Origin of the sequence: Psychrobacter sp. JCM 18901 (assembly GCF_000586435.1) — a bacterium.
GTDB lineage: Bacteria > Pseudomonadota > Gammaproteobacteria > Pseudomonadales > Moraxellaceae > Psychrobacter.
The window spans coordinates 12435-28353 of record NZ_BAWH01000008.1 but is presented as its reverse complement, the minus strand read 5'-3'; the positions used below and the strand labels follow the sequence as shown (position 1 = coordinate 28353).

Below are 15919 nucleotides of genomic sequence, written 5' to 3'. Positions count from 1 at the left end.
TCCATTTATGAAAATTAGTTTTTATGTATTAAGTGAGAGTAAGGCCCAAGATTTCTTGGGCTTTATTTGTCAGCTGACTCAGACGGCGCTTAACAAAAGCGCTCAGTCTTTGCTGATTTTAATTGAAGATGAGACATTACTAGCAAATCTAGATACGGCACTTTGCACAAGATTCTACGAGTTTTATACCGCATCAATGTCTTTCTGATAATGACAATAAAAGTACCGATGATAGAGGTACTGATGATAGAGGTACTGATGATAGCAACATCGCTACTCATAAATCATTAGCGCCTGTACTACTAGGCAATCATATGCCAGCAGATTTTAATGGTATCGTGCTCAATACGACAACACGTCCGGTCAACGATTTTATGGCCGCTACTAATAATTCAAAACCCTCCCGAGTCCTTGAGTTGATCCGACCTGATGCTACAAGTACCCAAGAAGGTCGCAATAAATATAAAGCCTACCAGCAATTAGGTTACGATCTGACCCACTTTAAGGTGTAGCTCTGCCGTTTATTTTCCCTTCATCTCTTACAGCGACATGTCTTCCTACCTATATATCACTGCCTATATCGCTGCTTTTACTCTCCTATAAATGAGGTATTCTGAGTAGCTAGCCCTTGCCTATAAGTGCTGCATTCTTTTTGTACTAGTTGTATAACTCTACTATTCCTCTATTTGCATGCAACAGCTACTGCTATGAGCGGTATGCGAATATGTCAAAAAAATGCTACCATCCTTCGATAGATTTTCTGTTGTGACAATTCACTTACTTTTAACGGACTTGAGGGTGTACAGATGCGTTCATTAATTGCGATGTATCAGCGTATAGGGCTGGTGTCGCTTATTATTATTGGCTTGGTTTTAGGGGTATTGATTGGTTGGCTGGCGCCAAGTATCGGCACCGCCATAGGGTTGCTTGGTACACTCTTTGTCGGCGCACTAAAAGCAGTCGCTCCCATCCTAGTATTTATTCTGGTTATGGCAGCAATTAGTCAACATCGCAGTGGCAATGAAGTCTACGTAAAGCCGGTGCTTATTATGTACATGTTCGGCACTTTTTTTGGCAGCGCTAACAGCAGTCGGTGCCAGCTTTTTATTCCCGACTGAGCTGGTCTTGATCAACGCCGATATCGCACAAGTACCACCTGCTGACCTAAAAGAAGTCTTGACGAACTTGCTCATGAACTTGGTCGCTAACCCGATCAATGCAATCGCTGAAGCCAACTATATTGGTATCTTAGCATGGGCAATTATTATTGGTTTTGCATTGCGCCAAGCCAGTGATACTGCTCGTAATGTTGTCGGTGATTTCGCTGATGCCATCTCACAAGTGGTTAAATGGATTATTGCTTTAGCCCCATTTGGTATCTTAGGCCTAGTCGCTAGCACGGTTGCTGAAACAGGATTTGCTTCTTTGGCAGGCTACGCACGTATCTTAATGGTATTAATCAGCTGTATGTTGTTCATTGCGTTGGTTGCCAATCCGCTTATCGTCCTTATCAAAACTGGCAAGAACCCTTATCCACTCGTGTTCAGATGTCTGCGCGAATCAGGAATTACTGCCTTCTTTACACGTAGTTCAGCGGCCAATATCCCAGTCAACATGAACCTTGCCCGTAAGCTTGGATTGCATGAAGACACTTATTCGGTGACCATCCCACTAGGGGCCACCATTAACATGGCGGGTGCTGCGATTACGATTAACGTCTTAACGCTTGCTGCTGCTCATACGTTGGGTATCGAAGTGACGTTTGCATCAGCGCTGCTACTCAGTCTGGTTGCTACGATTAGTGCTTGCGGTGCTTCTGGTGTTGCTGGTGGTTCATTGCTATTGATTCCACTCGCTGCTAGCTTATTTAGCATTCCAAATGATATCGCGATGCAAGTAGTTGCGATTGGCTTTATCATCGGTGTGATTCAGGACTCAGCTGAGACTGCTTTGAACTCTTCTACTGATGTATTATTTACAGCAGCAGCGGATCCGACGTATTCGCGTTAATTTCTGCTGTAGTATTTTATATAGACATAAAAAAAAGGGCCTTTATAGGGCCCTTTTTATGCGGTATTTTGATTGTTTGATTACTTTAGGTTGTCTATGTCGACTTCGATGACTGGTGTTTGCTGCTCTATTTGACGTTTAAGTTGGCGCAGTTGCTCAACCTCATCTAACAGCTCAAGTATCAAACCAATTGCTGGTACGCTGGCTTCAAAATCACGACTCAGTCGCGATGCACGGCGCACTGTCGTTAGCTGATAACCAGTAAATTTTTCATGCTCTGGTACATCATACTCAATGATATTTTCTTCGATTAATTCGATGACCCATTGGCGCTCTTGGCCACAGGCAGAGACCAGTTCATCTAAGCTCATGATGATGTCTGTAAATTCAGTCGAGTGGTTCATAGCTATTATCCTCGTTTTCTCTTTATTTCATCGGTATCGTGTTCATCTCTGCTATTTGTTCGTTACTTCAGTAATAAGTAATGGTTGTTCATAATCTTGTTTAACGACTAATATTGGTATCAGCAAAGGCTTGTTTTAGCTGCTCATAAGCCTGTATCGACGCATCGTTACTGACATCAGGATTGACAATATTTAGAGTTAGATACAAGTCACCTGCTTGCTTGGCAGGAATACCTTTGCCTTTGAGACGTAAATTGCTACCGGACTTGCTGTTCTTAGGAATGGTCACACCAAGCGTACCCGCTGGCGTACTGACGTTGATTTTCTCACCCAGTGCCGCTTCCCACGGTGTAATATTCACAGTTTGATAAATGTCTGCGCCTTCTATACGAATATTGCATCATGACGAATTTTAACCTTCAAAAACAAATCGCCATTTTTGCCATTACTGCTACCAGCAGCACCTTGCCCTGCTAAACGAATTTGCTTACCATCAGTGATACCTTTAGGAATTTTTATCTTAAGGGTTTTATTATCGTAGTCGACATTACCATTCGGCTGACGAACAGGGACGTTTAGCTTAATACTATAGTCGTCGCCACTATATACTGAAGACAAATCAACGGTAATCTCGGCATGCTGATCTTGACCTTTGCTGTCTTGCGTCCCAAAGCCACCACCAAATTGATCGAATCCGCTGCTTTGAGAGCGACTGCCCGTTTGTCCACCAGTTGACCCACGTGCGCCGCGACCAAATGCTGAAAAAATGTCATCGAAGCGAAAACCACCATCACCAAAGGCCTCACCGTCACCAAACTGATCTTTGATATCTTCCCAGCGAAACCCACCTTGACCCGCACCAGTTTGCCCATTGCCACCAAACCCACTTGATCTACTTTGACCAGCAAACGGATTATTGAGCATAGCGTCATATTCGGCGCGCTTGTCTTTATCTCTAATCGTTTCGTAAGCGTTATTTATTTCTGCAATTTTATTATCAGCGTCTGGATGATCACTGACATCGGGATGATACTGACGAACAAGCTTGCGGTATTTTTTTTGATATCAGCGTCTGAGGCGTCTTTTTTGACCCCTAAAATGTCATAGTAGTTTTTCTCTGCCATGTGATTTTCCCTAAAATAAAAACATATTAGTGGTATCAGTCTGCCAAGTTCAAACGATACAGTATAGATAGCTATTAGATTCTGCTATAGCAATTTTTGTAGCCTACTTATCATAATAGCAATAATTACCACAAACACCGTTATATAAATATTACCAGTAATGATGCCAAGCAACTGCAGCATCGATCTTATCTGAATCACCTAACACTACGCTATTATCGGCCATCACAGTGTCTGAATATGTCATTATAAGCCTAGCATCGTTATTCTTTGATAGCTGCTGGCGTAATGTTAATTTGGCAACATCAATAGCAGCGCGCCCTTCTCGCTTTGAAGTTACGTAAGACAATTCAGCACTTTGGTTATTACGTTTCATACGTAAGCCAAGCTCAATACCGATATCTGCGTGTCTATCTTGATCATGGACCGTCGCATTGACCATACCATAGCCAAGTATATGTTTACCAAACTTAGCGCCTGCGCCAACGCCAGCTTGTGCGTAAGGCTATGCCGATTGCCAGTAAACATGTCTGTACGAGCGCCTGTTTTTAGTTGCCAAGACAGTTTAGGTTCGCCTAATAACGGTTGTCTAAGATCTTCAATCTGCTGCATGTCTAAAAATACGAAATCCGTCAATGTCCATTGATGCATATCAAAGCTATAACCCAGTGACGCTTTTACGGCTTCAAAACGTTTATCAATATCTGTATGAGCGTTCAGTGGGTCTTTTACAAATAACGATAAACCAACTTCTGCCCTCTCCTCAGATAAAACGACGGTAGTCTGCGTGGTTTTGTTACTCAATGCTGGAGAGGGTTTGTTTGGTACAGGCAGCTGAGCCAAACCATTGCTAGCTGGTAGCGCAAAACGCTGACTGAGCAATTCGCTTTTGAGAGCTCTCTGCTTCGGTGTATCGTCTTGCGTGATTTTATAAGTACGATGTAAGATCAGAAAATCAAGCGCAACTGACTTATCGTCCGCGTTTAAAGTAGCAAGTGGGGCAGTGTCTTCTGTACGAATGACAGAGTTTATGATGGCTTGTATTGGCTAGATAATTGTACAAACTTCTCGCGCAGCTGCGTTTGTTCAGAGGGCAAATAGCGTACTGAAGAAACTAAGGAATCAGCGCCGTTGTCGTGTTCTAATAGCTGATCGAATACATAGTCTGGCGCATACCAAGGACCTACTCGCTCAGTCGTTTTTATGTCGCTTATCAGCTCAAGTATCTCTCCTGAGCGATAACCACAATTTTGTTTGATAAAATAGTAGTCAAATCGAGCAGACTTTGCTTCGTACAAATGATAGTTCAATAATTGTGTTTCAAAGGTATCTAGATTGAGCACGTACTCCCACATATCACGTTGCTCGTTCTTGGAATATACCGCGTCTTGTTTGAAGAATTCCGTCTCTGAAAACCCAGCATCATAAAACCCAAATAGTCCTTTTAGCGCGTACATTGCACCGTTCTCATTTTCTGGAATACGAGCGCCGAAGTTGTATGAATTATTAAGTAAGTCCTCGCTAGATAGCTCTCTGACATCACTGTTCGTATTATTGGCATTATCTATAGGCGTGTTGGTTTTGACCAGTACATGACCAAATGAAGAAACTGGGTTTTTTTAGATAGCTGCTTACTAGGATCAAGCTTATTTCTTGATTCGCATCGGGTAATTTTGAGCAGTTTTTGAGATCGACGTTCAGCTCTGGTAGATGATGATTAAGCCATAAATATCTGGCTGGATACTTACAAGCTACGCCCTCATTATTTATTTGCTCTATCGTTGCTATAAGCTCTGCATAGGGATCAAAATTACGTTTCGAACGAGGCTTAGGATTGGTTAAATAAAAATCTGGTGAGATGACTTCAGCCTTGCCATTTTTATAAAACAATAAATGTTGCCATTGGGAGTGCTTAGCCAATGATTTTAGTTTTATGGGATCAATAGCGGTATTTTTTTGAGAGTTCCGGTTTTGCTCTTGTATCTGCGATTCAGTGAGTCGTTGTACGCTTGGCTCAATATCTGACAAGTTCTCGCGATCACTTAAAGTCATGTCTGCTGCGATAGCCGAATCATTACTAGAAGAGAACTTATTTTCGTTATCTACTATTACTGGATCTGAAGCATAGGCATTCGTTTCATCAACTTCCGCATTGCAAATAGTCGTTGCAGCCAAACAGGCCACCCATAAAAACATCTTTTGCATTTTATTTAGATACCATAAATACATGAGCAATAAAAAACACGTAAGCACTAGGTTTACGTGTTTTTATCATTAAATCATCAAAAGTTTGAGTATTAAACTAAAAACTTAATACCTAGCACTTTCAATATTTAGATAGCACAGCTTTGCTTAACGATGCTAAATAGCGTCTCAGCATTTTGATCTTGCGTAGCAGTACGATAGGCAGAAGTCTGAGTATATTGACCATACTGTGCGCGTACGCTAGCGGCTGAATCACAGTTAGCAACACTTTGTAGGCAGATAAATGAGCACCTTGGCCTGAAGCTAGATCTTTTTCAACACTTGGGAAGGCTTCTTTAATCAAAACCGCAGCTCTAACGTTACCACCTTGGCAAGTTTCAGGAGACATAGAGTCAGAAGTAGCAGCCGTAGTACCTAAATCCCAAGTCACGTTAGAGATAATAGCTAAGATAGGGCTAGAATTACCAAACAAAGCACCACCAATACCACACTGCTTATAAATCTGCTCGATAGTGCGACCAGTTTCTGCCGTTTTAAATTTAGAACCAAGATCGGCATTAGCTGCGCTAAATGGAATCATAGCAGCAACAACTGAAGCAATCGCAATTTTTTTTCAACATAAAACTTCCTCGAAAGACGATAAAAAATAGATTATTTGATAAAAAATCAAACTTATTATGAGTATATTTGATAGATACTCTAGAATAATGTCTAACCTTATCCATTCTACAAAATAGTAAGAATATAGCAAGGTTTTTTTTACATTATATTATCTATTTCTACTTGAGCTTTCATAACGATAATTATGCTATATCGATAGATTTGGTCTTTATATATTACCTATTTATATTGTATTAATAGCTTTCCAGTATTTTGTCGGCTTCTTTATGAGAATCACTCTTTATAAGTCTAATTTTAGTATCTACGTCATCATTATTTTTGCTAAAAATAGCTATTTTTCCTTAAAAAACAGCTATTTGACCTCATGAGTTTTTTTACACAGCAGTAATAATATGACAAGCTAGCTCTTGTAGAATCCCCTATTATTCATACTCATAGGGAGTATAGATAACGTAGGCAAGAGCATCTGTCTATTTTATTAATTGCTTAAAGGTATTAAATGTCTTATTTAATCAAGTCTTTGGTTGTCACTTTATCGCTACTACTTAGCACCACAGTTTTCGCTGCCAATACCAGTTACTACGGTAGTAAGTTTCATGGCAAGCGCACAGCGAGTGGCAGCATCTTCAACATGAACTCTCTAACCGCTGCACATCGCACGTTACCGTTCGGCACGAAGGTACAAGTAACCAATCAAAAGACAAAGCAGAGCGTCGTTGTAAAAATCACGGACAGAGGACCTTTTATTAGAGGTCGTATCCTTGATTTATCAAAAGCCGCTGCTGGTGAAATAAACTGTCAGCTTTGTACGACCACGATGGAAATACTGTCGTACGGTGATGGCAAATATCGTAAGGAATAATGTAATAAAAAAGGGATGGCTGATGCCATCCCTTTTTATGTCTGCTTATATAACTAACTATCTAGAACGCTTTATGCGAACTTAGCCTCCATCTCTTCTAAAGTCGTCATTGATAGTAGTAACTTTTCCTCATTATCACTATGCTGCTGCTGTAGCGCTGTTTGCTCATTGAGCAATACAAGCAAGTCAGACTTACGGCTCTCTTCATACAGATCTGTATCAGCCAGTTTTTCTTCAAGCGTTACAAGCTGCTTATCAATCTTAGCCAGTGTCTTTTCTGTTTCTTCTATCTCGCGGCGGATAGGTGCTGTCATTTTACGCTGTTCAGCGGCTAGTTTACGCTGCTCTTCTTTACTAAGCGCAGGCGTCGCAGCTTTACTGTTTGATGAGTTATCAGATGCTTTATTATTTAATTGGCTATTATCTGTTTCACGTGAAACAAACTTCTTACTCTCTTTTTTTACTTTTTTTTCTTACCTGTATTTTTATCTGATGCGTTCTCTTGCTTGCGCTTCTCTGCTAGCCATTTACCATAGTCGCCAATGTCACCATCGAACTCTTCGATGATACCATCATGTACCAGATATAGCTCATCACAGACATTGGCAATCAACTCTCGATCATGCGAGACCAATACCACTGCACCTTTGAAACCTTGCAAGGCGATAGTCAATGCTTGACGCATTTGTAAGTCTAAATGGTTGGTTGGCTCATCGAGTACAAGGACGTTTGGACGTTGCCAAACGATCAGTGCCAAGGTCAAACGCGCACGCTCACCACCTGAAAATAGCTCGCTTGGGGTGTCAATACGCTCACCGCGGAAGTCAAAGCTACCCAAAAACGAGCGTAGCATCGCATCAGAGGTTTTGCCCGCTAGGCGACGTAACATCTCTATAGGCGTTGCTTTGGCATCTAAGATGTCCATTTGATGCTGATTGAAATAGCCTAGCTTTAGGGTATCCGAAACACGATATTTCCCTGTTAGTACGCCAAGTTCACCGACTAATGCTTTAATCAACGTTGATTTACCAGCGCCGTTCATACCTAGTAAGCCAAGACGGGTGTCAGGGGTTACCTGTACATTGGCATTGTGTAGAAGCGGTGTCTCACTATAGCCAATATCTGCGTTGGTTAGCTCAATTAGCGGTGAGCTCATGTTTGCTGGCTCGTAAAACTGGAACGAGAACGGATTGTCAGCCATCATTGGTGACAGCTCTGCCATGCGCTCTAACTGCTTAATACGGCTCTGTGCTTGCTTAGCTTTACTGGCTTTAGCACGGAAACGACGAATAAAGTCATCCAAATGAGCCTTGGTCGCTTCTTGCTTCTCAAACGCTTGCTGCTGCTGCGCCATACGCTCGTGACGGGTACGAATAAACTGCTGATAGTTACCAGTATATAGAGTGATTTTTTTGTTGCTCTACATGCAGGATATGACCGACGGTTGCATCTAGAAATGCCTGATCATGCGAGATGACGATAACCAGGCCCATATAGGCATTGATCCATGTTTCAAGCCACAAGATAGCGTCCAAGTCCAAATGGTTGGTTGGCTCATCGAGTAACATCAAATCAGCACGGCTCATCAAGGTTTTGGCGAGGTTTAAGCGCATACGCCAACCACCAGAAAACCCTTCTACTGGCAGTTCATGCTGGCTAGTCTTAAAACCAAGACCTGCCATAATTTGTGCTGCTTTGGTCGGCGTACGATATCCGTCGATTTCATCGAACTGCTGGTGTAGCACACCAATTTGCTCATCACTGACACTGCTCAAATCATTTAGCGCAGCATTAATTTCATACCACTGCTCATCACCGCTCAATACATAATCGATTGCAGACTGCGTCGTAGCACCAACTTCCTGTGCCATGTGCGCCACATGCCAGCTATCAGGAATACTGACTTCACCTTTATCAAGGGTGACCTCTGTATCGCCTGTACCCATCTGCGTCAGTAATAGCGCAAATAAAGTAGATTTGCCTGTGCCGTTGTTGCCCGTCAGTCCAACTTTGTGACCTGGATGGAGCTGAAAGCTTGCACCTGCAAACAATTCACGACCATCACGGCGAACACCAACGTCTTTAAATTCGATCATATAATTTCTTCATCTCAACAATAATATAGATATAGGGCAATAAGAAACACACATAGGGTATGCCAACTGGCGGCTATTATTTCAAACGCTCGCCCCATAGGCAAACAATTAAATAACTATTTCAAAACTAAGTATTTATTACGCTAAATCCCTTAAGTTGCACAAGCGACTCTTGAGCTCATACATGGTTGTTACTATTATAAAGGTTATGGCCGTAAAATACCGTAATATGACTAATAAGCTTTAAGACTGTCTAATATTATTAAGTAGTGTTTTATATAGTCATACGCTATTTAGTCACACGCTATTATTTTTTTAGTCTGGTTATTGGTTTAGCCCATTGACGCAATTGTTTGAAAAAAATACAATATCAAAATTAGATCACTGCTATTCATTAGTAAAATTCAGTAGTTACATCACTCTTGACAAACGAATCAGCACCCCCATTATGATATACTGCTAAAAGATAAGTACCCACCATCAATAGAGCCAATAAAATATTGTAGTGGCACAAATACTATTTTGAAATTGCACAAACAGTTTATAATGCACCAATAGCTTTGCCATAATGACAGCACCCAATTAAATCAAACGCCGTGCGTATCTTTATTTGCAAGTACCCTATTGCAAACCCAAACAGGACGACGACCGCATTTGATCCTAGCAACTGAGGTAGATATGAACGAATCAGCCAACCAATTTAGTCCAAGCTCAAGCCAACCAGTAGACCCAACCGTATTAAGCCTAACTGATAGTGCGGCGCAAAAAGTACGCCGTCTACGCGAAGAAGAAGGCGATAGCGATCTTATGTTACGTGTCTATGTGACAGGTGGCGGTTGTTCTGGTTTCTCTTACGGGTTTAACTTTGCCAATGATCTAAACGAAGACGATGCCAATTTTGATAATGGTGATGTGACGTTAGTCGTCGATTCGCTAAGCTATCAATACTTGCAAGGCTCGACCGTTGACTATACTGAAGGACTGGAAGGGGCACGTTTTGTGGTGACCAATCCAAATGCCACGACCACGTGCGGCTGCGGTTCGTCATTCTCTATATAAGCCAAATAGACGCGGTCGCGCTATGATTATTCAGATAATGCGATAGTGTGCGAACACTATGTCAAATGGCTTGTAGGCATAATGAACAAAGCATCTATCTCTCAGGTAGATGCTTTTTTTATCAAACTGTCTGGCTAGAATAACGCTATATTCGAGATGAATTTGTATTAAAAACAGGGTCAAAATCCTCACAAATCGCTTTGCCTAAAGCTTATCGTATTTGTAATTGTCCGTGGTTTTCAAGACAGCTTTGAGCTAAACTGACGGAATTATTGACCTAACATTTACCTATTTTATGGACAAACGCTTATCGTGTTTTGATCCGCCATAATAAATAACAATAGATGACTATTATGAGTAATTTTGCGAGTAGCTTTGTTAATTTCGAGATCCCTAATTGGTTTGATAGCCAACACTTAACGGGTATGCTCCGCGGTATTGAAAAAGAGGGCCTGCGCGTAAAGCCTGATGGTTTCTTGGCACAGACCCCGCATCCAGCCAAACTTGGATCAAAACTTACCCATCCTTTTATTACTACCGATTACTCAGAAAGTCTGCTTGAGCTCATCACTGAACCAAAATCCTCACCAAAAGAGACCCTCAATATGCTGCGCCAATTGCACGTATTGGTCTATCAGGCATACCTGAAGGTGAGCTGATGTGGCCATTATCGATGCCTTGTATGTTGTCTTCTAAAGATGAAGATATTCCACTAGCTGATTATGGTAGCTCTAATACGGGTAAGCTAAAAACCCTATATCGTAGTGGCCTTGGTATCCGCTATGGTCGCCGCATGCAGACGATTGCTGGTCTACATTACAACTTGTCTTTTGGTGATACGTTGTTTGAGACATGGCAAGCCCAAACATCGACTGCCCAAAACCAGACATTGACAGAGTTCAAAAACGAGAAATACTTAGGGTTGATTCGTAACTTTAAACGTCTAACCAGCCTTGTTTTATATTTACTGGGTGCCAGTCCGAGCGTATGTCCTTGTTTCTTGGCAGGGCGTGAGCACGATTTAGAATTGCTCAATGATTCGACCTATTACAAACCTGCTGCGACTAGCCTGCGTATGGGCAAGCTTGGCTATACAAATAGCGTGCAAGAGCAGCTTGATATCCGTTACAACTATCTGCCAGAGTATGTCGATGGTCTACGCCGTGCCATTCAAACGCCGCACGAGAGCTTTGCTAAGCTTGGCTTAGAAGACGAAGATGGTAACCCGATCCAAATTAACAATCATATTCTACAAATAGAAAACGAGTACTACAGCCCTATTCGTCCTAAACAAATCGCAATGAGCGTGAAACACCAACCGAAGCGCTTGAGCGTCGCGGTATCGCTTATGTTGAGTTCCGCGCTATCGATCTTGATCCATATAGTGACGTAGGTATTCGCCTCTCTAGTGCTTGCTTCTTGGAAGTAATGGCGCTGTATTGTCTGTTTAGTGACTCACCAGACCTGCTACCTGAAGAAGAAGACACGCTCGCTATTAATCTTGAACGTGTGGTCAATGAAGGTCGCCGTGATGATTTGCACATTATCAATAATGGCCAAGAGCAGTCACTCGAAAGCTGGATGCTCGCGCATCTAAAGCGTATGCAGCCGCTTGCTGCACTGCTTGATGCTCATTACGGTGGTAACGATTACCGCGCAGCCGTAGCATTGATGCAGGGCAAAGCAGGACACTCTGAGTCGACTATCTCTGCACAAGTAAATTCCGACAGCAAACGCTTAGGCAGCTTATGGCAGCTTGGATTTACGTTGGCTCAGCAGCATCGCGAGTCTTTACTACAGCAGACACTTAGTCCAAACACTCAAGCGAAATACGAGGTATTGGCAGAAAAATCTATCTTGCAGCAAGCTGAGATTGAGCAGTCTGAAACAGAAGACTTTGCGGAATTTTTACAGCAGTATCGCTAAGTTGCTAGTTATTAATTACTAAGTCCTGACTGTGCAATTTTGACTGTTTAATCTGGATTGCTACCCCACATCTATTATAGATAAACCCATAAGAGTAACCGCACAATGCGACAGCTAACCACTTACCGTAACCTGCAAGTATTTTTGGTGATAATGGCCGTGATAGGCATGAGCTTTGCGCTGTTTTATTTACAGCGTCATTTAGGGCTTTCACCTTGCCCGCTCTGTATTTTTCAGCGTGTTGGCTTGATCGTCATGGGCGGTTTTGCCCTGATATCAGCGTTGTTTAATCCTAAGTCTAAAGTGATAAGACTACTATTATGGCTTGGTAGCTATTAGGTATCGGCTGGGCAACCGCAGTAGCAGCACGCCATGTATGGCTGCAACACTTGCCTGCTGACCAAGTACCTTCTTGTGGTCCAGGACTGAACTATTGGCTTGATACCCTCCCTATCCTACAAGTATTCAAAGAAGTATTTGCAGGATCTGGCGAATGCGCCTCTGTTGATTGGATGCTTATGGGATTAAGTATTCCTGAGCAGTCGTTGATTCTATTTAGTGTGCTGCTGATCGTACATGTCTTGATATTAATGCGTATCGTAAAATCTTCCAAGTAGTATCTTATGACTCAATAAGACGTTAGGTTTCTTTCCTAGTTCTGCTTTTAAAACAGACATTGCTATCTTCGATACGATGTCTGTTTTTTGTCTACTATTAACCCGCCCTTATAAACCCGCCCTTATAAACCATATTAGCGTTACCAACAGGTATCGCTAATGTCGACTTATGCCTTTTAGATATAAGGCCAACAACAAAAAGCCCACAGAGATATTTTCAAGCCTTTGATATCTTTAGTCAGCTTACCTTATAAACGGATAAGCATTAGATATTTGTCGCTTTCTACTCATAAGCTATCTGTATTTTGAATATAAGATAATGCTGTCAAGTTCTTAATTTATATTATTACTACGCGCCCATGCCTTATTATCCTTATCTTTGACAATGGCTTTACGTTGTCGATAGTATAGATGAGCTTGAAAAATACTTGTTAAAAACTGTTTTTGGTATGACCATGATATATTTTGCTCCCGTTCGCTCTACTACGCTTGCTATCGTAAAACGGTGGCGTCCATCGTTACTTGTAGCGTCACTATGCGTGCTACTCGTAGGCTGTGATAGTGCCTCATCTAACACCGAAAAAGACATGGTATCTACGTTCGCTACTACTAACTCTGAACCACAGGGTGCTTCACAATCTTTTCAAGATGACAATATTGAGAGTGCTGAGCTAGCGAATAATGATGAGACAGGCGAAATGGTGGAAGGGCAATCATTAATTGCTGCTGCTCAATCAAATAAAAATACCTATGCAGACAGCTCTATGGAGCGATCAGAAGCGAAAAGCAGTATGCTGCAAGCGACATTGATGGGCGATTATGGCGGCATGGTCTCTTGTACAGATTGCGATAGTATCGACGTTACATTGAACCTATTCGCTGATGGTTCCGTACTAAAATCAAGTTATTATCATAATCCTGAAAAACCAAAAACACCTCTACTCGAATCGGGCATCTACCGACAAGACAATGATAAAATCACCATTGTCTATGAAGGGAAAAATATCGAGACCTATCATATCCAAGACAATCATTTGATACGGATCGATGAGCACGATAATTTAGAGGATGACTATACGTTATCACGAAAATAAAAGCGTCATCATGCTGACTGTTAGTTGGCGTATCGCTGCATACTAAAATGACTAAATTACATTAGCTACATAGCGCCTACTTGTTAGGCGTTTTTTTATTGGTCATCGAACAGGCTTTACTTTACAATGATTGCTTGTTTGCCAAGCTGATATATTGGTCGTTGTTAATCAAAGTGGTTATTTTTACTGATAACAGCTAGGCACCTCATACTTTATTTTATCAGCTCTCTATTCTTTTCATTCAAGCGCGTACGGAACGTCTATGCATATTCATATCCTTGGTATTTGTGGTACTTTTATGGGCTCACTGGCATTGCTAGCACGTGCGCTTGGGCATACGGTCACAGGTTCAGATGCCAATGTCTATCCTCCTATGTCCACTCAACTCGAAAATGCTGGCGTGACTATCGAAGAAGGCTATCTGGTAGAACATTTGCAACCAACGCCAGACTTAGTCGTCGTTGGGAACGCGATGAAGCGTGGCATGGATGTGATTGAGTACATGCTAGATAATGGCTTGCGCTATACCTCAGGTCCGCAGTTTTTATCTGAGCAAGTATTACAGTCACGTCACGTAATCGCCGTTGCAGGTACGCATGGTAAGACCACAACCACGACTATGCTTGCGTGGATATTACATTATGCTGGTATTGATGCAGGGTTTTTAATTGGCGGTGTACCACTAGTTGATACGACTGACGAGCAGCTACAGCAAGTGTTTGCCCACAGCAGCTATTTGGGTGCTGATAAAAGCGCTGATGATAAATCTGGTTACTTTGTGATTGAAGCAGATGAGTACGATTCTGCCTTCTTTGATAAGCGTTCGAAGTTCGTTCACTATCGTCCACGCACTGCTATTTTGAATAACCTTGAGTTTGATCATGCAGATATCTTCGCAGATCTTAATGCGATACAAACTCAGTTCCACCATATGGTGCGTATGATTCCAAGCACTGGCAAAATCATCATGCCAGCCGCGACCATTAGTCTAGAAGATACGCTAGCAAAAGGGGTTTGGACACCTATCTGGCGTACTGCCGTCATCGACTCTACTTTAGCTGATACCAGTGAAAACGCGCGTGCTCTGAAAGATAGTAGCGATTGGCAAGCTGAGCTAATTCAAGAAGACGGCAGCCAGTTTAAAGTTAATTTTGCCGCTAATGGAGAGGCAACTGCTATCGTAAACTGGTCAATGAGCGGCATCCATAACGTCAATAACGCGTTAGTTGCTGTGGCTGCGGCCTATGATGTTGGTGTCAGTGTTGAGACTGCTTGTGCTGCTTTATCAGATTTCGCTGGTATCAAGCGTCGGATGGAGCTGATCGGCGACGTCAATGATATCTTAGTCTTTGATGATTTTGCCCATCATCCAACGGCTATTACGACCACATTGGATGGTACCAAAAAGAAGCTGTCTGATAGACGCATTTGGGCTATCATTGAGCCGCGTAGTAACACCATGAAAATGGGTATTCATCAAGACAGCTTGGCTCAATCAGCGGCACTTGCTGACTACACGTTATGGTACGAGCCTACTGGTCTGGAATGGGGCTTAAAAGAGGTCATCGAACAAGCTAAATCTACTAGCGACTCTATCGGCAACCAACAAGTGCTATCAAGCATTGATGCTATCATTGAGCATATCAGCGGTCATGCAAAAGCAGGTGATGCGATTGTGGTTATGTCAAATGGCGGTTTTGAAGGGATTCATCAGCGTTTATTAACCGCATTGCATAATGGCTAACGCTTTTAGCTAGAATCAAGAAATAGCTTTTCTTATTTTTCTCTATACAAACGCAGCTCATCTAATAGATGGCTGCGTTTTTTTTATTTCTAATATTTACATATCTTCATTATATGGATTCAGCCTTACAAGTACCACGTTGATAAACGCTGTTAGC

At 42.0% G+C, this 15919-nt stretch carries 13 protein-coding genes and 5 pseudogenes; 10 read left to right on the top strand and 8 right to left on the bottom strand.

Going from position 1 to position 15919, the window contains the following annotated elements; all coding sequences use genetic code 11:
* Positions 1–7 precede the first annotated feature (7 nt).
* The 3 genes and pseudogenes from TT11_RS07625 to sstT all read left to right on the top strand — a co-directional run bounded on the left by TT11_RS07625 (position 8) and on the right by sstT (position 2010).
* A complete protein-coding gene (locus TT11_RS07625; RefSeq protein ID WP_261869894.1) occupies positions 8–208 on the top strand; it encodes a hypothetical protein in 201 nt (66 codons plus the stop codon).
* Positions 153–512, top strand: coding sequence for a DNA polymerase III subunit chi (locus tag TT11_RS07620; RefSeq protein ID WP_370587822.1), 360 nt, complete (start codon positions 153–155; stop codon positions 510–512). The genes TT11_RS07625 and TT11_RS07620 overlap by 56 nt, the downstream gene beginning before the upstream one ends.
* Positions 513–806: 294 nt before the next feature.
* Positions 807–2010, top strand: a pseudogene (sstT, locus tag TT11_RS07615) (serine/threonine transporter SstT).
* 80 nt (positions 2011–2090) lie between these two features.
* On the opposite strand, the gene TT11_RS07610 reads toward sstT, so the two are convergent.
* The 7 genes and pseudogenes from TT11_RS07610 to TT11_RS07580 form a co-directional block, all read right to left on the bottom strand.
* Entirely contained in the window at positions 2091–2414 is a 324-nt protein-coding gene (locus tag TT11_RS07610; protein ID WP_102083164.1) for a chaperone modulator CbpM, read from the bottom strand.
* 100 nt (positions 2415–2514) lie between these two features.
* A pseudogene (locus tag TT11_RS07605) lies at positions 2515–3538 on the bottom strand (DnaJ C-terminal domain-containing protein).
* A gap of 151 nt (positions 3539–3689) precedes the next feature.
* Positions 3690–3914 (bottom strand): hypothetical protein, encoded by a 225-nt coding sequence (locus TT11_RS07600; protein WP_261869893.1) that lies wholly within the window; start codon positions 3912–3914, stop codon positions 3690–3692.
* Complete coding sequence (locus tag TT11_RS07595) at positions 3911–4420, bottom strand: hypothetical protein (RefSeq protein WP_261869891.1); 510 nt, start codon at positions 4418–4420, stop codon at positions 3911–3913. Before TT11_RS07595 ends, TT11_RS07600 begins: the two co-directional genes overlap by 4 nt.
* A 146-nt stretch (positions 4421–4566) precedes the next feature.
* A complete protein-coding gene (locus TT11_RS07590; protein WP_261869949.1) occupies positions 4567–5106 on the bottom strand; it encodes a DUF4105 domain-containing protein in 540 nt (179 codons plus the stop codon).
* Positions 5099–5734 (bottom strand): hypothetical protein, encoded by a 636-nt coding sequence (locus TT11_RS07585; protein ID WP_261869889.1) that lies wholly within the window; start codon positions 5732–5734, stop codon positions 5099–5101. The genes TT11_RS07590 and TT11_RS07585 overlap by 8 nt, the downstream gene beginning before the upstream one ends.
* 130 nt (positions 5735–5864) lie before the next feature.
* A complete protein-coding gene (locus TT11_RS07580) occupies positions 5865–6323 on the bottom strand; it encodes a DUF3015 family protein (RefSeq protein WP_261869887.1) in 459 nt (152 codons plus the stop codon).
* A 540-nt stretch (positions 6324–6863) separates the two neighbouring features.
* On the opposite strand from TT11_RS07580, the gene TT11_RS07575 reads away from it, so the two are divergent.
* Positions 6864–7226, top strand: a complete 363-nt coding sequence (locus tag TT11_RS07575) for a septal ring lytic transglycosylase RlpA family protein (protein ID WP_057757673.1) — start codon at positions 6864–6866, stop codon at positions 7224–7226.
* A 71-nt stretch (positions 7227–7297) separates the two neighbouring features.
* Here the strand turns inward: TT11_RS07575 and TT11_RS07565 are convergent.
* Positions 7298–9322, bottom strand: a pseudogene (locus TT11_RS07565) (ATP-binding cassette domain-containing protein).
* Positions 9323–10000: 678 nt separating this feature from the next.
* Between TT11_RS07565 and erpA the strand changes: the two are divergent.
* The 6 genes and pseudogenes from erpA (at position 10001) to mpl (ending at position 15762) form a co-directional block, all read left to right on the top strand.
* A complete protein-coding gene (gene erpA / locus TT11_RS07560) occupies positions 10001–10381 on the top strand; it encodes an iron-sulfur cluster insertion protein ErpA (protein WP_057757666.1) in 381 nt (126 codons plus the stop codon).
* A gap of 353 nt (positions 10382–10734) precedes the next feature.
* Positions 10735–11040 (top strand): hypothetical protein, encoded by a 306-nt coding sequence (locus tag TT11_RS17190; RefSeq protein ID WP_370587819.1) that lies wholly within the window; start codon positions 10735–10737, stop codon positions 11038–11040.
* A pseudogene (gene gshA / locus TT11_RS07555) lies at positions 11040–12307 on the top strand (glutamate--cysteine ligase). Before TT11_RS17190 ends, gshA begins: the two are co-directional and overlap by 1 nt.
* 105 nt (positions 12308–12412) lie before the next feature.
* Positions 12413–12924, top strand: a pseudogene (locus tag TT11_RS07550) (disulfide bond formation protein B).
* 449 nt (positions 12925–13373) lie between these two features.
* A complete protein-coding gene (locus tag TT11_RS07545) occupies positions 13374–14018 on the top strand; it encodes a copper resistance protein NlpE (protein WP_261869883.1) in 645 nt (214 codons plus the stop codon).
* A gap of 262 nt (positions 14019–14280) precedes the next feature.
* Complete coding sequence (gene mpl / locus TT11_RS07540) at positions 14281–15762, top strand: UDP-N-acetylmuramate:L-alanyl-gamma-D-glutamyl-meso-diaminopimelate ligase (RefSeq protein WP_261869881.1); 1482 nt, start codon at positions 14281–14283, stop codon at positions 15760–15762.
* Positions 15763–15919 lie beyond the last annotated feature (157 nt).